Source organism: Bacillus sp. FSL L8-0199 (assembly GCF_038005705.1).
Classification (GTDB): Bacteria; Bacillota; Bacilli; order Bacillales; family Bacillaceae_G; genus Bacillus_A; species Bacillus_A cereus.
The window spans coordinates 4,709,664-4,726,790 of record NZ_JBBOTS010000001.1 but is presented as its reverse complement, the minus strand read 5'-3'; the positions used below and the strand labels follow the sequence as shown (position 1 = coordinate 4,726,790).

Below are 17,127 nucleotides of genomic sequence, written 5' to 3'. Positions count from 1 at the left end.
CTTTTTTTATTTATAATTACGTTGGAATAAAGCGAAGAGTTCAATGTCATGCCAAGTGCCGTTGCGGAATATAGCTTCTTTACAAGTTCCTTCATGTTGAAAACCAAGTGATTTATATAATTTAACTGCTCTATCGTTAAAAGAAAATACTCGTAAAGAAAGGCGATGTAAATTTAATTCTAAAAATGCATAATCCAATAATAGGGTTAAAGCTTCCTGCCCATAACCTTGCCCCCAGTAATCCTTTTTACCAATATCAATAATGCATTCAGCGTTTCGATTATACGAATCAATATGAATTAAAGAAGTAATACCAATTGGAAGATGCGTAGCTTTTTCTTCAATGATATAGCTCTTAGAGTTCGAAGAATGAATAAATTGCTGGCAAAGTTTTTCTGTGTCTTGAAAGGAATATTTATCAAGAGTGAGTGTAGTTGAACTCATAACGTCTACATCATTATGCCATTTATAATATGTTAGAATATCATCTTCGGAAAACTTTCGTAACTGGATACGGTTTGATTCAAACAATGTAAACACCCCTTTTGTATTTATTGGTTTTTGTTCATTATCTCAACACACGAACTACAATAAATTTGTCCTTCTAATTCAATATACTTTTTCATATTCGTCATGCCATTCGCCGGAATGGGCATATGAATCCACGCTTTTTCATACGTTTGTATTTCTGTTTTACATGATTTACAAAAGATTGATTTCTTTTTGAACATATGTAATCAACCTTTCATTTGACGTGCTTTACTTGCGCAAAAGGCACTACTTAGTAAAAATAGTGTCGCGAATATAATACTTACTAATGTAGCGTATGGAATTGCACCTTTTAAGGAAAAGCCGACAGTGATTGAAGCGATGAATAAGAGGATAAATGTTGTTGTTAATTTTTTATAAAGTTCCATACTATGTAGACCTCCAATTTATTTTTTAGTACAAGTTTTAAAATTGAATTCTATTATGTAGAAAATATAAAGAGTAGCTAAAGATGTGTAGTCTAGGAGTATAAGAAAGTGCACTTTCCTTTTTGTGGGTTAGCATACTTATATTGTATCATGGCGCATGATTGGTTTCATGCATAATTGTGTAAAGGTATGTATGATAAAATGAAGAAAAGTCTTTAAGAAAGGAAAGATAAAAAATGAGTGTAACTGAACATAAAAAACAAGCTCCAAAAGAAGTGCGTTGCAAGATTGTTACGATTTCCGATACACGTACGGAAGAAACAGATAAGAGCGGACAACTATTACATGAATTGTTAAAAGAAGCAGGACATAAAGTAACTTCTTATGAAATTGTAAAAGATGATAAAGAAAGTATTCAGCAAGCAGTGTTAGCTGGTTATCATAAGGAAGATGTAGATGTTGTATTAACAAATGGCGGTACTGGTATTACGAAACGCGATGTCACAATTGAAGCAGTATCAGCGTTATTAGATAAAGAAATTGTTGGATTTGGTGAGCTGTTCCGTATGATTAGTTATTTAGAAGATATCGGAAGCAGCGCAATGTTAAGTAGAGCGATTGGTGGTACAATTGGGCGCAAAGTAGTCTTCTCGATGCCAGGGTCTAGCGGAGCGGTTCGACTTGCGATGAATAAATTAATTTTACCGGAATTAGGCCATATTACATTTGAGCTGCATCGCCAATGAGTAAGTGTGCTGGGATTGTATTAGCGGGTGGTATGTCGAGTAGGTTTGGTGAGCCGAAAGCGTTAGCAATTTGGAAGGGAACTACTTTTGTTGAGCATATTGTGAAAGTGATGGGAAATACTTTGCAAGACATTGTAGTAATTAGCCGTACTGATATAAAAGAGCGAGTAGAGCAATTCGTACAAGTTCCTGTTATAGAGGATATCCCGCACTATAAAGGGAATGGACCGCTGGCCGGCATTGTATCAGGTATGGAATACATAGAAGCAGATTGGTACGCTATTATGCCTTGCGATGCGCCAAATGTTTCGCATGAATGGTTTACCATTTTATTAGAGCAAACGAGCAATGAATATGATGCGGTTGTACCTATTATTAATGGAAGAAAACAACCGTTACTTGCAGCGTATCACAACCGCGTGAAAGAAAAGATTTATGCTTTACTTCAGGAAGAAAAAAGAAGTGTGGGCCAGCTTTTATCACAATGTAATGTGAAATATGTTTCTGGAGAAGATGTACAAGCGAATGCGGATTGGTTTATAAATGTAAATACGAAAGAAGAATATGTGCAGGCTCAAAAAGACCTTTCAAATGAATGAAAGGTTTTTTGATATACAGAATTGGGGAACAATTGCTGTATAAAGGTATGTGAGTAAGTTGATTTTAAAGGGAATTTTTAAAATCATTATACAGTTAAAATACTGTATAACCATATATTAATTTTTATGGGTTTTTATTACAAGTCTGTTTAGTTATGTTTATTTTTGGTATAATTAATATAGAAATAAAACAATGCTTAACCTTATGTATCATTTATTAAACTAAAATTTATGACCATGTAATAAACTCCCTTCGTTTTTTGAAGGGAGTTTTTCTATTTAAGCAAGCAACTCTGATGCGTTATGCTGAAGGACTTCTTCATATTGGTTAAGCAAGCCACGAAAGATCTCATCCCAGCTCTTTGATTTCGCAAAAGATGAAGCTGCTATTCCCATCTGCTCAAGTTTTTCTGCATTTTGTAATAAAAAATAAATGGATGATAGAAATGCATCTTCATTTTTAGGCGGACAAAGAACTCCCGTTTTTCCATCTGTAATAATATTTTTAACCCCGCCACTATTTGCACCAATGACAGGTGTACCGCATGCGAGTGATTCAAGTACGACATTTCCGAATGTTTCAGTAGCTGATGGAAACACCATTATGTTAGAACAAGCATATGCTTCAGCTAAATCTGCACTTTGTAAATAGCCAGTAAAAGTGATATTTGTTTTCGGAACAGCTTCACGTAAACTTGTTGCTAGAGGACCATCTCCTGCAATGAGCCAATGAATATCGTTTCGAGTATGTGCTGTTTTAACGATAAGGTGTTGCAGCGTATCAATATCTTTTTCAGGAGCAATTCGTCCAACATAGGAAAGGACATACTTCGCTGTAATATTATATTTTTTTCGGAATAGGTCTGTATTGTAAGCAGGATGAAAGAGTGTGCAATCTACACCACGTCCCCATATAGAGAGGGTCTGAAAGCCTTTGTTTTTTAATTGATGTAATGTTTCAAAGGAAGGTACAAAATTTTTTTGCATATGACTATGAAACCATTTTAAATAGTTCCACAGCATATTGGAGAGGAATTCGATTTTGTAATAACGTAAATAGGCATCGAAATCAGTATGATAAGAACCGACAACTGGGATGTTTAACTTTTTTGCATAATACAATCCACAAAGTCCCATGTTGAAAGGTGTGGCAATGTGAATAATGTCAGGTTTAAAGGAAAGTAGTTCCCGTTTAATGCGCGGAGTAGGAAAAGAAAAACGACATTCTGGATATAATATTGTTAACGGGATACTTCTCATCTTATTCACATTCGCTACAAAATTATCTTCAGCTGTATGCTGAGGGGCGAAAACAGAATAGGCGATCTGTTCTTTCTGAAAATATTGTGTTAATCGCTCTAACGTTTTCGCAACCCCGTTAACTTGTGGCGTAAAAGTATCGGTAAAAATGGCGACTCTCATCATATCACTCCTTTATGTGAAAAGTGGGATGAATTGATAAAAAGAGATGATGCCAGAGCAAGTGCCAAGGCACATACCGACGAATACATCTGACGGATAGTGAAGTCCTAAATAAATACGTGAAATACCGACGCATAATGCTAACGGTAATAGGAAAGCAAGTAAGCTTGGATTATAGCAAATAAATGGAATGAAGACAGAGAAAACGGCTGTTGTATGACCAGACGGGAAAGAGTGGTCTTTTAATGGATGGACTGGATATTTTGCATCCTGAATTGTTAAATAAGGACGTTTTCGCGGATACCACCTTTTTAATATTTGCACAGGAATATGGCTAATTGCTAACGAAATAGCAGTTGCAATTGCAGCTTGATGCAAAGTTCCCTTTGCGAAAATTAAAAAGAAAAGTGTGAGTGCGATGGAGAAAGTCGCGCCACCGATATGAGTAATATTGCTGAAAAAGATATTTAATGTTTTTTGATCAAAGTAGCGGTTAATTCCTCTGAAAATGTAACATTCTATTTTATATAATCCACTGACCTTCATGAAAATTCTCCTCCCTCATCTACATATATATGGAGATATTAGCTTTTATTTTAATAAGATTTTGTTGAGGGAGTAATAATGTTTTGTAAAGAAAAAGTTAGATTTTATATAAAAAAAGCTGCCAATCTTATGGCAGCGGAAATTTACTTCTGTAATGATTTATAATATTGACCTTTTTCAACGTATTGCGTGCGAATACGCTCCATATCTTTACGGTCTTCTTCTGTTAATTCACGAATGACTTTCGCGGGACGACCGAAAGCTAACGTGTTTGGTGGAATTTTCTTTCCTTGTGAAACGAGGCTTCCAGCGCCGATAAAAGCTCCTTCGCCAATTTCAGCACCATCTAATATAATAGATCCCATTCCAATTAAAGCATCTTTCTTAATATGGCAACTATGTAAAATGACTTGATGCCCAATTGTTACGTCGTCTTCTAAAATAAGAGGATACTGCGGGCTTTGGTGAAGTGTACATTGGTCTTGTACATTTACTCGGTCTCCAATGATTGTCGGTGATACATCACCACGGATGACTGTATTAAACCAAATACTTGATTCCTCGCCAACGGAAACATCGCCTGTAATCGTAACATAGTCAGCGATAAAAGCACTACTCGCAATTTTCGGATTTTTTTCTTTGTAAGGATATATCATGTAAAGTCTTCCTTTCCTAGAGACTAGTTTTAGTGTATCAAATTATGAGAAAGAGTGAAATGGAGGAGAGCCGTATGTGGAATTATGAAGCGGAGGAAGCAAAGGCTGTCATTGTTATTGTGCACGGCGCAATGGAATATCACGGACGTTACGAAGCCGTTGCGGAAATGTGGAATCATATCGGCTACCACGTCGTGATGGGGGATCTTCCGTCACATGGAACGACTTCAAGAAATAGAGGACATATTGATTCATTTGATGAATACATAGAGGAAGTTAAATTATGGGTGAAAGAAGCAAGAAAGTATAGGTTACCTATTTTTCTATTCGGTCATAGTATGGGTGGTCTTATTGTCATTCGTATGATGCAAGAAACGAAGAGAGAAGATGTAGAGGGTATTATTTTGAGTTCGCCTTGTTTAGGGGTAGTGACTGGACCCTCTGCTCCGCTTCAATTTGCTTCAAAAATATTAAATGTTGTGGCTCCAAAATTGCAATTTGCAACGAATCTTACGGTGGAAATGTCAACACGTAACCATGAAGTGAGAGATGCAATGGAGAATGATTCTTTGTTCTTGCGCAAAGTATCAGTACGTTGGTATAGTGAATTGATTAAGTCTATCGAAATTGCTCATAAAAAAATAGATGATTTTCCAGATGTTCCGCTCTTGCTAATGCAAGCTTGTGAGGATAAACTTGTAGATAAAACACGTGTCCGCACTTGGTTTGATAATGTTAAAATAAGTGATAAGGCTTTTAAAGAATGGCCGAATTGTTATCACGAGCTATTAAATGAGTATGAGCGTGATGAAATTTTGAGTTATATTCAGTCATTTACTGAAATGCATGTCAATAATATAGTAAAAACAAACAAATAAATCATTATTTGTACATTTAATAGAGGAGATGAAGGAAGAAGTGAACGTACCGAGTAATCCCATAACGCTCATGGCGAAAGTATACCGTGATGTGTTTCCGGTTGTACACCATGAGCTAGCGATGTGGAAAGAGCGTGCCTACCATATTCCGAACGATGAGCTTCATAGTCAGGCAATCGCAAGTATTGAGCATAAAACGTTTCATTGTGAGGGCGGTGGCATTTTAGCTCTGCTAGCAAATGAACACCGAGAAGAATGTATTCGTTTTATCGTAGCGTATCAAACGATCAGCGACTATTTAGATAATTTATGTGATCGCAGTACATCACTTGATCCAAATGATTTTGCCGCACTGCATGAATCGATGTTAATGGCATTATCACCTGAAGTAGAAGGCGGCGGTAATTATTATCGTTATCGTGATGATCAAGATGATGGTGGTTATTTAGATGAACTTGTTGAAACATGCCAAGATGTTTTAAAGAAAACGAAGCACTATGACAAAATTGCTCCTGTTCTTCATGAACTTGCTTGTTATTATTGTGATTTGCAAATTCATAAACACGTGAAATTAGAAGAAAGAGAGCCGCGCCTGAAAAATTGGTTTGAAGCACATAAAGAAAACTTACCTGAGATGAGTTGGTTTGAATTTTCAGCATGTGCCGGTTCTACACTTGGGATTTTCTGTCTTGTCGCATATGCATTTCATGATGAATTACATGATGAAGATATTGCGAAAATTAGACAAGGATACTTCCCTTACGTACAAGGACTTCATATTTTGCTGGATTATTTCATTGATCAAGAAGAAGACCGTATAGGCGGAGATTTGAATTTCTGTAGTTATTACGAAAACGAGCAAGCGATATTAGATCGTATGAAACATTTTGTAGAAGAAGCAGAGAAGAGCATTGGTGATTTGCCTCATGCGAAGTTTCATCGTCTCATAAGCCGAGGGTTACTTGGTATTTATTTATCAGATCAAAAAGTATCAGCACAAAAGAATATGCACAAAATGGCACGGCGCATTGTAAAGTACGGAGGCCTCACTTCACGATTCTTCTATTGGAATGGGAAGATGTACCGAAAGAAAACAGCGCAGTGATGAAGAAAACCACTCATGTAGAGTGGTTTTTTTTCATTATGATCGTATTTTTAAAAATACATATATAAGAAGTTCAATCGCAAAAATCACTAATACAGATAGTCCGAATAAAGGCATGATAGCGCCTAGTATAACCATCATGATAAAGAAAACGATTATGCTCTTCTTATCTCTTTGTTTTGGAGGTGCTGCTAATTTTCCTTTCGGCTTTCTTGCTAACCACATTTTTACTCCGTAATAAATAAGAAGTAGTAGAGATAATGTCGTTAGTAAGCATAATATTTTATTTGGCCATCCAAATAAATGTCCTTCATGAAGCGGGATGCCGTAAGTGAACCATTGTGCAAGTAATCCATAATCACGATAGTCCGTTTTGGAAATAAGCTTTCCGCTATATTGGTCAAAGTAAGCTGTTATCTCTTCATTTGGTGCAACATGCATACCTGTAATACCAGAACCGCTCGATTTCGAAACAGTGAATACACCTTTCGGATCAGCTGGTAGTGAGATAACGTATGGCTTCTTTATTTCAATTCCTTTTTGTAATTCATCGACAGAAATTGTTTTTGGCTTACTCGAATTCGATTCAGGAGGAGCTTCTTTTCTTGTTGCCCATGGCAATTCTTTTACCTTTGATTCAGGCGGTGCCATATACAACTTTGGATATCCAATCGATTCATTCGACGATGCAATTTTATAAATTTGGTTACCCATAAATCCTGACCATGGCAATCCAGATGCGACTAACAAAACGAGTGGAATTGTAAATATAATACCGATAATAGAATGACGTCTTTTTGCTTTTTCTCGCTTATTGGATGATGGTGTGTTTTTGAACTGTCGTATACTCATGTACAATCCGGTTACGATTAAAAAGATTGTCCAGCATGCCGCGAGTTCTACAGTATAGTTGACGACAGTGCCACCGATTAAAAGAGAACTATGTAATTCCCTCATTATATTCGCAAACGTTTCACTTGCGTTTTGATCTCCGACAATTTGATTATTGCTATCTAAATATACATACTTTTGTTGCCCCGTATATTCATTTGCAATCGTAAGCCTCGTATTATAATCCCCATTAAACTCACTAATTTTCGCCACACTATAATGTGGATATTTTTTCTCGGTTAAGGAAATAGAATCAGACATCGAAATAGATTCTGTTTGGGCGCTCTTCCCAAAATATAAATCTTTATAGATGAAATCTTCAACCTCTTCCCGAAATAAATACCCAATTCCGCTCAGTGACAACGTAATAAGAAGCGGTGTAATAAAAAGTCCAGCATAAAAATGCCAACGCCAAAAAATGTAATGAAGCGAACGATTTACTTTCATACTTTCAGTTCCCCTAACCTTCCCTATATGAATAACTACGTATTTAATATAGCGAGATTAAGTGTGATTACTTTGAAAGAATTGTGAAGAAAGTTAAAAGTTTGTGGGATTTTTATTAAACAGAAAACACATTTTAGAAGGAGTGTTTTTTATGTTTATGAAGATCTCTTTATATTTGATAAGTACATCCTAACAACCGCTTTCGCAAGACATTGAGAAGAATCAACAAAATCCTCACTAGCCACAACATTCAAATCAGTACATGCGATAATTGCGTTATCTACTTCATCCTTCAATTGCACAACGAGTGCGCTCCATAATTTGTGAGCTTCTTCAACTTTTCCGCTTTTAATATACGTAATAATTTGATTAATCATCGTTTGCCATTTTTCATAATGAATGTATTCTATATTCCGCTTTGCAATCCCGTCTTGATAAATACCAGCTTGAACTGTCGCTTCCGTTGCAAGAAGAGCGACTCTTTTTGCAGTTTCAGGAATTGCTTTTAACGTTTCGTCAACTATATTTAAAATCGGGATAGAAAGAGAACGCTGTAATTCTTTAAAATAAAGATGTGCCGTATTGCACGGCATAGCGATAAAGCTTGCGCCAGTACTTTCAAGTTTTTGTGCTCCTTCAATAATCGCTTTTTTCATCGCTTCGTGATCAATAGGGCGATCTATGTAAAACGGTGTTGGGCACGAATAGATCATCATATGAGGAATGTCCATATCATGCTTTGCTCCGTATATTGTTTGGCATTCTGCTACAACTGTATCGACGAATGGTCCGGTTGATTTTGGCCCCATTCCTGCTAGTATTCCGATCATTGTCTCGTCTCCTTTAATATGTAATTAAAAACGTTTTTTGCGAACGATAAAAAGAAATAAGGTAAATAATAAAAATGAATATACGATAGCCCAAGCTGTGAGCCATAGTGTGTGAGTCAGTATATTATATTTGTATTGGCCAAGCATTAGAAAGCTTTCGACAGGTGGTAAAAACCATAATAACTCTTTTTTAAACCGGATAGATGCGATCGTTATAAGCAATATAAAGGTAAGGCTAAGCCAAGCAGTGCCTGCTTTTTGAATCATATTTCTAGTAAATAATGTTGCGATTGAAATTCCTAGTATAGAGAAAGACATGTGAGAGAGAAATCCGACTAGAAATAAAGAAACTGTCATTTTTTCATTAAACATTTGCAAAATAATTGGATAGATTACGGATATAAAAGATAATACAGTACAAATGAGAAGAGCCGTAATATATTTACCCACATATAGTGCGGAAATATTATTTGTGTGAGAAATAGTAATTTGTTCTTGTACAGGGTCTTCAGTATGAAAAATTGTGACCGTAATCCAGGCAGATAATAAATAAAGTGCGAGTGCTGTTTCTAAATATGTCGGTACAATAGGAGTCGGTTTATATGTATATACAAAAAGCAAGCTCACAAAGTACATCGCAATAGGAGGGATGTACTTATACGATTTTGTATAGTCGAGAAAATGGTAACGAATAAGCGCGAACATAATAAACCTTCTTTCGATTTAAAAGTTAGGTTGTAGCAGTGTGATAGATGCTTTTTTATGTAATAAAAACTGAAGCATTTCGTTTGTATATTCTTTTTCGATTTGTAATTGAATAAGATTTTGATTTGCATTGTGTGCAACGTGTATAAAACCGGATTGCTTTTGTAGTTCTATCGCTGAGAATGTTTCGTGAACGATTGCCTCAATATAGACTTGTTCTGCTCCTTTTTGTGCAGAGATATTTTCTGCAATTGTATGATTTGTTAACGTCACAATTCTATCGGCGAAGTTTTCTAATAGTTGTTTTTCATGACATGTGAAGAGTATAGATATACCTTGTTGTTTTAATGATAGTAAAATATGTTCTAGTTCTTGTTGAGAGTTCGGATCGAGCCCAGAAAGAGGTTCGTCTAAAATTAATAAATGTACGTCCGTAAGTAATGCTTGCATAATGCCTGTTTTTTGTTTCATGCCTTTTGAAAAGTTTCGTACAACGGAATGCCTTGCATGATGTAGGTGAAAAGATTGAAGAAGCAGCGGAATTTTATCTTTTACATATTTTGTTGATAAACCGTGAATGTGGCCGAGATGAAATAGATAATCCTCTAATGTAAAACGAATTCCTTCAGGAAAATGTTCAGGTACATAACCGATTTGTATATGTTCTTTCCTTTGAATTGTCCCTGCCGTAGGTGAAATAAAGCCTGCAATTATTTTGAGTAGAGTACTTTTTCCAGTCCCGTTCCCGCCAACAATAGCGAGTGCTTCTCCTTCTGGAATGGATAAATCAATGTTGTCTAGTATAAGCGATTTTCCATACTTCTTTTGAATTCCCCTTAGTTCTACTAGCAAAGTTCTATCCTTCTTTCTTTAAATAGTGTATATATCCATTATATAGGAGAATAACAAAAAGACGTGCAATGAGTGCACGTCTTTTTTTGTTATGTTTTGTCGAATCGTCGATATATCGAAAAAATCGTTGATATATTACCCCGCATTAACGGGCAGTAAAACTCCCACCTTAAAATTCAGTTGGAGCAAAGAAGTTAGGTGGGGGATAAACTGCCCATAAATGCCCGATTGGTTCAACTAATAATCAGTAGGGGATTCCCCCCATTGATTAAAGTTTCACTTTATCGTTTCTCAATCGCCACAATAAATGGCGGGTTATTTTGCTGGTTAATGAAGCCATATCGCAGTACGTGAGCTTGTTTTTGGTCTAGCTCTTCTGCAAATTTGAGAACAGCGTCGCGTTCTACTTGTCCTTCTGGGTGTCCGTGGTAAATGACGAGGACGATGATTCCTTCAGGTGCCATTACTTCTAGTAATTGTTCAATTGCCGAAATTGTTGAGTTCGGTTTTGTAACGATATGCTTGTCACCGCCAGGAAGGTAACCTAAGTTGAAGATAGCGCCTGTTACTTTTCCTTTTGCGTCTTCTGGTAGTACGGATAGAAGTGTATCGTGACTATCGTGAACTAAAACAGTACGTTCAAAAAGTTCTTTTTCTTTTAGACGAGTTGTTGAGCTTTCAATTGCTTCTTTTTGAATATCAAATCCAAATACTTTTCCGCTATCCCCAACAATTTCAGCTAGGAAGCAAGTGTCATGACCATTTCCAAGTGTTGCATCTACAGCGTAGTCGCCTTCTTTAACAGCCGTTTGCAGCAGTGTGCGAGCAAACGGTAATACACGTTCTAATTTCATTGTTGTTTCTCCTCATTTGCATATTTTCCTTGCCAGCTTCCGCGGCGTACAAATTCTGCATCGATGGAATTTAATACTTCCCATTTATTTAAGCTCCACATTGGACCAATCATTAAATCAGGTGGGCCGTCACCTGTGATACGGTGCACAATTACGTCTTCTGGAATAATTTCAAGTTGGTCAACAACGAGACTTACGTAATCCTCAAGAGAAAGGAATTCGAGTTGTCCTTTTTCATATTGCTTCACCATTGGCGTTCCTTTTAATAAGTGAAGTAAGTGGATTTTAATTCCTTGTACATCAAGTTTCGCTACTTCACGAGCTGTTTCCATCATCATGTCGTAATCTTCAAGTGGAAGACCGTTAATAATATGAGAGCAAACTTTAATGCCGTGCTTACGTAATTTATTTACGCCTTCCACGTAAGACGGATAATCGTGAGCGCGATTAATAAGGTTTGCAGTTCGTTCGTGAACAGTTTGTAAACCGAGTTCAACCCAAAGGTATGTGCGTTTATTTAAGTCCGCTAAATATTCAACAACATCATCTGGTAAACAATCTGGACGAGTTGCGATAGAAAGACCGACAACGTCTTTTTCTGCTAGAAGCGGTTCGAATTTTTCTTTTAACACTTCAAGTGGTGCATGTGTATTTGTGTACGCTTGGAAATAAGCGATACATTTTCCATCTTTCCACTTAGAGCGCATTTTTTCTTTCATTTCATGATATTGCGTTATAACATCATCGCGGCGATCACCGGCGAAGTCACCAGATCCAGCGGCACTGCAAAATGTACAACCGCCGTAAGCAACTGTACCGTCACGATTCGGACAATCGAAGCCAGCATCTAATGAGACTTTAAAGATTTTTTCACCAAATTCATTTCGTAAATGGTAATTCCATGTATGATAACGTTTATTGTCGTTTGTATATGGAAAAGGGTTTTGAACCTTCATTACTTTCCCTCCTAAGCCGAGTCAAAATGAAACAAAATCCATTATAACATACTCATAAGGTGGAGATGGAAGGGACACACTAAAGGGGAATTGAAGCAAGGAGGGACAATTATGGCAGAGCGTCAATCACTTGAATCGTATATTACACAAGCGGAACAAGCTGTGGAATATGCGAAAGAACAATTAGACCAAGGCATGAGACAAGAGCATTACAATACGATGGAGTATTCAGATGCGCAGTTACAATTAGAACAAGCATATAACGATTTACAAACGATGCAACAACATGCGAATGATGAGCAACGTGAGCAGCTAAATAGAGCACGCATGGCAATTCGCCAATTGCAACATCAAATGATTATTACACCGCACTAAGAAGGAGTGAATGTAATGGCGAAACGTTCAAATCAAAATAATCCAGAGCAAAAAACACAAAATGGACATAACGCTGAGTTTTCGAATGAACTTGATCCCATTGTTCAAGTAAAACAGCGTAATAGTAAAAAAGGACAACCTCAAAAATCAAAACAATCAGAGTAAACCAGGTCGAAATATGACCTGGTTTTATTTTGCTATATGACAATAATGTAAGATTTCTGTAAGGTTTGCCGATAGTTGTAATTGTCCTTTTCCAGTAGAGTAAGGGAGGATTAAATTTTGGACAAGGAGTTGCTTATGGGGAACAATATTACAAACAAACGAATTGATGAGTTAGATTACATTCGTAGCTTCGCATTACTGGGGATTATTTTAGTAAATATTCTAGCGCTACTTAATATTAAAACTCCAGATCCTAATACAGTAGATGCTAGCTATCAAAGGTTTCTATACTTATTTGTAGAAGGTCGTTTCTTCTCAATTTTCTCATTCTTATTTGGAGTGGGATTCTATATCTTCATTACAAGAGCGATTGCGAAAGGGAAAAATGGATATGTTCTATTTTTCCGCCGCGTAGTTGCATTATTTATTTTTGGTTTGATTCATTACATGTTTCAGCCTGGAGAAGCGTTAACGTTATATGCAATTTGCGGATTAATCGTTTTACCGTTTTATAAAGCGAAAAAACAAGCGAACTTAGTAATTGGTCTTATTTTGACAATAGCCTTTAGTATAATGGGTGTTAAAGAACTATTACCACTTGGTTTAATTTTATTAGGTCTTGCTGCAGGACAATATCGTGTATTTGAAAATCTTTCAAAAAACATAAAGCAAGTCGCTATTTTTACAGGCATTATGTTTGTTTTAAGTGTGGCAGCTGTATGGTATCAATATGGACACGTGCCTGCTGGCCCATTTGTAAATATGATATTGATGAATGAAGATGGAACAATGGATGCTGCAAGCCATTTTCTAAAAATTGGTATTACTGTTGGACCAATTATTTCAGCTTTCTATGTAGGAGCATTAATTTTATTACTTCAGTTAAAACCAGTTCAAACATTATTAGCACCATTGAAATACTACGGTCGTATGGCTTTAACAAATTATATCGGACAAACGGCAATGATTTTAATCGCTGGTAGTGTATTTAACTTTGCAGGTAACTTAACATACATGCAGACGCTATATGTATGTATCGCAATTTATGCAATTCAAATTGTGTTTAGTGTAATTTGGATGAAAATCTTTAAAATGGGTCCATTAGAATGGGTTTGGCGTGTTATTACGTACTGGACGGTAACACCTTTAAAGAAATAAAGTGAAACTTTAATCAGTGGGCTGTTCCTTTCGCGGAACAGCCTATTTTTATTGTCATCTTTTGTCGATAAGTCGATATATTTTGGTAATCGCTGATAAAAGTGTAAGAATCGCCGATATATTTGAAAAATCGCTGATAAAAGTGTAAGAACCGCTGATATATTTGAAAAATCGCCGATATAATTTCATTTACCGATTTACTATGCCGAAATGCGAACTAGTATGAAAAGCCAAACTTACACGCCCACCTTCTTTATATTACAAAAGTGTAAGGTAATTGTAATGTTAACAAATAGCAGTTCACCTCCAAAAGGCGCAAAATAGGTAATGGAAAAACAAGCGTAGGAGGATATATATGACGAAACCAGTTGTAGACGTGAAAAACGTTCAAAAAGTGTACGGTAAAAAAGGTGAGAACCAATCACACGCGTTAAAAGGTGTTTCATTCTCAATTCAAGAGGGTGAGTTTGTTGGGATTATGGGACCATCTGGTTCTGGTAAAACGACATTATTAAATGTAATTTCAACGCTTGATAAAGCAACGGGCGGCGTTGTTGAAATTGCGGGTACAGATATTACGAAAATGAAACAAGGTGAGCTTTCTGATTTCCGTTCACAAAAGTTAGGATTCATCTTCCAAGACTTTAACTTATTAGAGAACTTATCTATTTATGAAAACATTGCACTTCCACTTTCTCTTCAAGGTGTCGCATCACGTAATATTGGACCGAAAGTAGAAAAAGTAGCGGGTATGTTAGGGATTACAGAAATTCTTCAAAAGTATCCATCTGAAGTATCTGGTGGACAGAAACAACGTTCAGCAGCAGCGCGTGCACTTGTGCATGAGCCGGCAATTATTTTAGGGGACGAGCCAACAGGAGCGCTTGATTCTAAAAATGCAACGAGTTTACTTGATGCGATGACAAACTTAAATAAAGATCAAGGCGTATCGATTATGATGGTTACGCATGATCCATATAGTGCAAGTTACTGTCAGCGTATTTTATTCATTCAAGATGGTGAGCTATATAAAGAAATTCATCGCGGTGGTACGCGTGAAGAGTTCTACAAAGAAATTTTAGATGTACTTGCAGATTTAGGTACACAAAAGGCGTAAGAAAGGAGGTTCCAGTATGTTATTTAAACTTTCCATGTCGGGGCTGAAAAGTAAGCTGAAAGATTATATCGTCTTACTTGTCGGTCTTGTCATGTCGATTTCAATTTTTTACATGTTCCAAACGTTAGCACTGAATAAAGCATTTTTAGAATCTAATTCAGTGATTAAATCTATTGGATTCGTATTCCAAGCAGGATCATTTTTATTAGCAATTATAACGTTCTTCTACATTTTATATGCAAACTCTTTCTTATTATCTCTTCGTCAAAAAGAGTTCGGTATGTATATGATGTTAGGTGCGAAAAAACATAAAGTTACATTACTTATGTTTATTGAAACAATCGTATTAGGTGCTGCGTCTCTTGCAATCGGGATTGCAGTTGGAGTAGGACTTGCAGAAGGTATTGGACAGTTATTAATGAAACAGCTTGAATTTGCTGGTGAAGGGTATAAAGCATTTTATCTACCATCTATGACTGTTACTTGCATCTTCTTCTTTGCACTATTTGTATTATCAGCAATTATGAACAGTATTAAATTGTCACGTATTTCTGTATTGCAATTAGTACATGCAGATGCGCAAACAGAGCGTGTTGCAGTAAAAGGTAAAAAGACAGTTGTAGTGGCATTCCTTGCTGTTCTTTTATTAGGTATAGGTTATGCATCTATGATCTATATGGAAAAACTAAAAGAGATGGGAATCCTTATTGCATTAATTACGACAACAACTGGTACTTATATGCTATTTAGTTCACTTCTCCCGGTTATTATTAAAAAATTAAAGAGTAATAAAAAGCGTAGTGAAAAAGGACTTAACGCTTTTACATTTGCACAATTAAACTTCCGAATTAATAGTTTAACGAAAGTGCTTGCAACAGTGGCAATGTTAGTTGCGCTTGGAGCTGGTGCAATTTCGGGCGGTATGGCGTTTAAAAATAACGTTATAAAAATGGTAGATGGTTTAGTAATATATGATTCAGTAGTTCATAATCCAACAGCTGAAGAAAAGAAAGTTTTAGACGGTATTACATTTAAAGAGAAAAGCGAATATCGTTACAAAGTTGATGATAAATACGTTTACTATGTAAAAGAAGATTTAGAGAAAAATCGTCCTTTAGTAAAAGATATGGCAAAGATGAAGTCTATGAAGGATTTAGTAAATACGAAAAAAGTTTCAGAGGAACTACCGGTAGGTGCAGTTTCTAGAGAGATGAATCAAAAAGATGCGAACACTAAAGAACTTTCAGTGGAATGGATAGATGCTTTTAGTACAATCCATCCATATTATTTATACAATGATCATGCAATTAAAATTGTAGATCAAAAAATGTACGATGGGATAAATGGTAAAGATGGTATAGCATTTATCGGAAAAACAGATGATTTTTTAACATATAAAAAAGAATGGAAAAAACTTGACGAGTTGCAGCTAGATAAATATAAAAATGTAAAAGCTGAACAAATGGATAGTAAATATCAAGCTTATAGTGGGTTCTATGGCATTGCGAGTGGAACAGTATTTATGGGATTCTTCCTTGGAATTGCGTTCTTAGCAATGATGGCAAGCTGCCTTATGTTTAAAATTCTTTCTGGTGCATCAAAAGATATTACGCGTTATCAAATGCTTCGTAAAATCGGTGTGCGCCGTGAGTTATTAACGAAATCAATTTATAAAGAGTTATTCTTAGTATTCTTATTCCCAGCAATTGTGGGTATCGCTCACGTATTAGTTGGTATGAATATTTTCGGATTTATTTTAATCGATCCGTACTTCCGTATTTGGGTACCAATCGTAATTTTCGTAGTTATTTATGCGATTTATTACTTCATTACAGTTCAATTGTATAAAGGAATTGTTCTTCCGAAAGAAGATTAATAATAAAAACCGAGCAAAAACGCTCGGTTTTT

Annotated in this window: 21 protein-coding genes; 9 read left to right on the top strand and 12 right to left on the bottom strand. The window is 36.0% G+C overall.

What is annotated here, in order from left to right; all coding sequences use genetic code 11:
• Positions 1–6: 6 nt before the first annotated feature.
• The 3 genes from NST86_RS24395 to NST86_RS24385 are packed head-to-tail and all read right to left on the bottom strand — an operon-like array spanning position 7 to position 917.
• A complete protein-coding gene (locus tag NST86_RS24395; RefSeq protein ID WP_000464130.1) occupies positions 7–531 on the bottom strand; it encodes a GNAT family N-acetyltransferase in 525 nt (174 codons plus the stop codon).
• A 20-nt stretch (positions 532–551) separates the two neighbouring features.
• Positions 552–731 (bottom strand): hypothetical protein, encoded by a 180-nt coding sequence (locus tag NST86_RS24390; RefSeq protein ID WP_000473618.1) that lies wholly within the window; start codon positions 729–731, stop codon positions 552–554.
• Between the two features lie 6 nt (positions 732–737).
• The gene (locus tag NST86_RS24385) at positions 738–917 is read right to left on the bottom strand and encodes a hypothetical protein (protein WP_000424800.1); all 180 of its coding nucleotides are present in this window, start codon (positions 915–917) and stop codon (positions 738–740) included.
• Between the two features lie 236 nt (positions 918–1,153).
• On the opposite strand from NST86_RS24385, the gene NST86_RS24380 reads away from it, so the two are divergent.
• Together NST86_RS24380 and NST86_RS24375 are read left to right on the top strand one after the other, a co-directional pair.
• Positions 1,154–1,663, top strand: coding sequence for a MogA/MoaB family molybdenum cofactor biosynthesis protein (locus tag NST86_RS24380; protein ID WP_000117124.1), 510 nt, complete (start codon positions 1,154–1,156; stop codon positions 1,661–1,663).
• Positions 1,660–2,262: a molybdenum cofactor guanylyltransferase gene (locus tag NST86_RS24375; RefSeq protein ID WP_000030832.1), complete on the top strand. Its 603-nt coding sequence runs from the start codon at positions 1,660–1,662 to the stop codon at positions 2,260–2,262. Before NST86_RS24380 ends, NST86_RS24375 begins: the two co-directional genes overlap by 4 nt.
• Before the next feature lie 279 nt (positions 2,263–2,541).
• Here the strand turns inward: NST86_RS24375 and NST86_RS24370 are convergent, their stop codons facing one another.
• The 3 genes from NST86_RS24370 to NST86_RS24360 all read right to left on the bottom strand — a co-directional run bounded on the left by NST86_RS24370 (position 2,542) and on the right by NST86_RS24360 (position 4,886).
• The gene (locus tag NST86_RS24370) at positions 2,542–3,684 is read right to left on the bottom strand and encodes a glycosyltransferase family 4 protein (protein ID WP_001261603.1); all 1,143 of its coding nucleotides are present in this window, start codon (positions 3,682–3,684) and stop codon (positions 2,542–2,544) included.
• Between the two features lie 12 nt (positions 3,685–3,696).
• Positions 3,697–4,230 carry a phosphatase PAP2 family protein gene (locus NST86_RS24365; RefSeq protein ID WP_000868592.1) on the bottom strand — a complete coding sequence of 178 codons (534 nt, stop codon included), beginning with the start codon at positions 4,228–4,230 and terminating at the stop codon, positions 3,697–3,699.
• Positions 4,231–4,373: 143 nt separating this feature from the next.
• Complete coding sequence (locus NST86_RS24360) at positions 4,374–4,886, bottom strand: gamma carbonic anhydrase (RefSeq protein ID WP_000640206.1); 513 nt, start codon at positions 4,884–4,886, stop codon at positions 4,374–4,376.
• 74 nt (positions 4,887–4,960) lie between these two features.
• On the opposite strand from NST86_RS24360, the gene NST86_RS24355 reads away from it, so the two are divergent.
• Positions 4,961–5,764, top strand: a complete 804-nt coding sequence (locus NST86_RS24355) for an alpha/beta hydrolase (RefSeq protein WP_000267421.1) — start codon at positions 4,961–4,963, stop codon at positions 5,762–5,764.
• A 40-nt stretch (positions 5,765–5,804) separates the two neighbouring features.
• On the top strand, positions 5,805–6,869 hold the full coding sequence (locus NST86_RS24350) for a tetraprenyl-beta-curcumene synthase family protein (protein WP_001102461.1): 1,065 nt from the start codon (positions 5,805–5,807) through the stop codon (positions 6,867–6,869).
• A gap of 36 nt (positions 6,870–6,905) precedes the next feature.
• On the opposite strand, the gene NST86_RS24345 is transcribed toward NST86_RS24350, so the two are convergent.
• The 6 genes from NST86_RS24345 to NST86_RS24320 all read right to left on the bottom strand — a co-directional run bounded on the left by NST86_RS24345 (position 6,906) and on the right by NST86_RS24320 (position 12,404).
• Positions 6,906–8,207, bottom strand: a complete 1,302-nt coding sequence (locus tag NST86_RS24345) for a PepSY-associated TM helix domain-containing protein (RefSeq protein WP_044796428.1) — start codon at positions 8,205–8,207, stop codon at positions 6,906–6,908.
• A 155-nt stretch (positions 8,208–8,362) separates the two neighbouring features.
• Entirely contained in the window at positions 8,363–9,037 is a 675-nt protein-coding gene (locus NST86_RS24340; protein ID WP_061664569.1) for an aspartate/glutamate racemase family protein, read from the bottom strand.
• 24 nt (positions 9,038–9,061) lie between these two features.
• On the bottom strand, positions 9,062–9,742 hold the full coding sequence (locus NST86_RS24335) for a hypothetical protein (protein ID WP_000457744.1): 681 nt from the start codon (positions 9,740–9,742) through the stop codon (positions 9,062–9,064).
• Between the two features lie 18 nt (positions 9,743–9,760).
• Positions 9,761–10,594, bottom strand: coding sequence for an ABC transporter ATP-binding protein (locus tag NST86_RS24330; RefSeq protein WP_000959736.1), 834 nt, complete (start codon positions 10,592–10,594; stop codon positions 9,761–9,763).
• A gap of 281 nt (positions 10,595–10,875) precedes the next feature.
• Entirely contained in the window at positions 10,876–11,448 is a 573-nt protein-coding gene (locus tag NST86_RS24325; protein ID WP_000764497.1) for a class I SAM-dependent methyltransferase, read from the bottom strand.
• Positions 11,445–12,404 carry a TIGR01212 family radical SAM protein gene (locus NST86_RS24320; RefSeq protein WP_000868030.1) on the bottom strand — a complete coding sequence of 320 codons (960 nt, stop codon included), beginning with the start codon at positions 12,402–12,404 and terminating at the stop codon, positions 11,445–11,447. Before NST86_RS24320 ends, NST86_RS24325 begins: the two co-directional genes overlap by 4 nt.
• Positions 12,405–12,515: 111 nt before the next feature.
• On the opposite strand from NST86_RS24320, the gene NST86_RS24315 reads away from it, so the two are divergent.
• From NST86_RS24315 to NST86_RS24295, 5 genes are all read left to right on the top strand, one after another.
• On the top strand, positions 12,516–12,779 hold the full coding sequence (locus NST86_RS24315; RefSeq protein WP_000840869.1) for a YtzC family protein: 264 nt from the start codon (positions 12,516–12,518) through the stop codon (positions 12,777–12,779).
• 15 nt (positions 12,780–12,794) lie between these two features.
• Complete coding sequence (locus NST86_RS24310; protein ID WP_044796432.1) at positions 12,795–12,944, top strand: hypothetical protein; 150 nt, start codon at positions 12,795–12,797, stop codon at positions 12,942–12,944.
• Positions 12,945–13,079: 135 nt separating this feature from the next.
• A complete protein-coding gene (locus tag NST86_RS24305) occupies positions 13,080–14,102 on the top strand; it encodes a DUF418 domain-containing protein (RefSeq protein ID WP_063263998.1) in 1,023 nt (340 codons plus the stop codon).
• 355 nt (positions 14,103–14,457) lie between these two features.
• Entirely contained in the window at positions 14,458–15,219 is a 762-nt protein-coding gene (locus NST86_RS24300; RefSeq protein ID WP_000165838.1) for an ABC transporter ATP-binding protein, read from the top strand.
• Positions 15,220–15,235: 16 nt separating this feature from the next.
• A complete protein-coding gene (locus tag NST86_RS24295; protein WP_061664571.1) occupies positions 15,236–17,095 on the top strand; it encodes an FtsX-like permease family protein in 1,860 nt (619 codons plus the stop codon).
• Positions 17,096–17,127 lie beyond the last annotated feature (32 nt).

What these genes read in the sequence shown, in the direction of transcription:
- NST86_RS24365 (WP_000868592.1), bottom strand. Translation starts at nt 4,230, where the DNA reads ATGAAGGTCAGTGGATTATATAAAATAGAATGTTACATTTTCAGAGGA.
- NST86_RS24360 (WP_000640206.1), bottom strand. Translation starts at nt 4,886, where the DNA reads ATGATATATCCTTACAAAGAAAAAAATCCGAAAATTGCGAGTAGTGCT.
- NST86_RS24320 (WP_000868030.1), bottom strand. Translation starts at nt 12,404, where the DNA reads ATGAAGGTTCAAAACCCTTTTCCATATACAAACGACAATAAACGTTAT.
- NST86_RS24355 (WP_000267421.1), top strand. Translation starts at nt 4,961, where the DNA reads ATGTGGAATTATGAAGCGGAGGAAGCAAAGGCTGTCATTGTTATTGTG.
- NST86_RS24370 (WP_001261603.1), bottom strand. Translation starts at nt 3,684, where the DNA reads ATGAGAGTCGCCATTTTTACCGATACTTTTACGCCACAAGTTAACGGG.
- NST86_RS24295 (WP_061664571.1), top strand. Translation starts at nt 15,236, where the DNA reads ATGTTATTTAAACTTTCCATGTCGGGGCTGAAAAGTAAGCTGAAAGAT.
- NST86_RS24315 (WP_000840869.1), top strand. Translation starts at nt 12,516, where the DNA reads ATGGCAGAGCGTCAATCACTTGAATCGTATATTACACAAGCGGAACAA.
- NST86_RS24380 (WP_000117124.1), top strand. Translation starts at nt 1,154, where the DNA reads ATGAGTGTAACTGAACATAAAAAACAAGCTCCAAAAGAAGTGCGTTGC.
- NST86_RS24375 (WP_000030832.1), top strand. Translation starts at nt 1,660, where the DNA reads ATGAGTAAGTGTGCTGGGATTGTATTAGCGGGTGGTATGTCGAGTAGG.
- NST86_RS24310 (WP_044796432.1), top strand. Translation starts at nt 12,795, where the DNA reads ATGGCGAAACGTTCAAATCAAAATAATCCAGAGCAAAAAACACAAAAT.
- NST86_RS24385 (WP_000424800.1), bottom strand. Translation starts at nt 917, where the DNA reads ATGGAACTTTATAAAAAATTAACAACAACATTTATCCTCTTATTCATC.
- NST86_RS24325 (WP_000764497.1), bottom strand. Translation starts at nt 11,448, where the DNA reads ATGAAATTAGAACGTGTATTACCGTTTGCTCGCACACTGCTGCAAACG.
- NST86_RS24390 (WP_000473618.1), bottom strand. Translation starts at nt 731, where the DNA reads ATGTTCAAAAAGAAATCAATCTTTTGTAAATCATGTAAAACAGAAATA.
- NST86_RS24340 (WP_061664569.1), bottom strand. Translation starts at nt 9,037, where the DNA reads ATGATCGGAATACTAGCAGGAATGGGGCCAAAATCAACCGGACCATTC.
- NST86_RS24335 (WP_000457744.1), bottom strand. Translation starts at nt 9,742, where the DNA reads ATGTTCGCGCTTATTCGTTACCATTTTCTCGACTATACAAAATCGTAT.
- NST86_RS24345 (WP_044796428.1), bottom strand. Translation starts at nt 8,207, where the DNA reads ATGAAAGTAAATCGTTCGCTTCATTACATTTTTTGGCGTTGGCATTTT.
- NST86_RS24305 (WP_063263998.1), top strand. Translation starts at nt 13,080, where the DNA reads ATGGGGAACAATATTACAAACAAACGAATTGATGAGTTAGATTACATT.
- NST86_RS24300 (WP_000165838.1), top strand. Translation starts at nt 14,458, where the DNA reads ATGACGAAACCAGTTGTAGACGTGAAAAACGTTCAAAAAGTGTACGGT.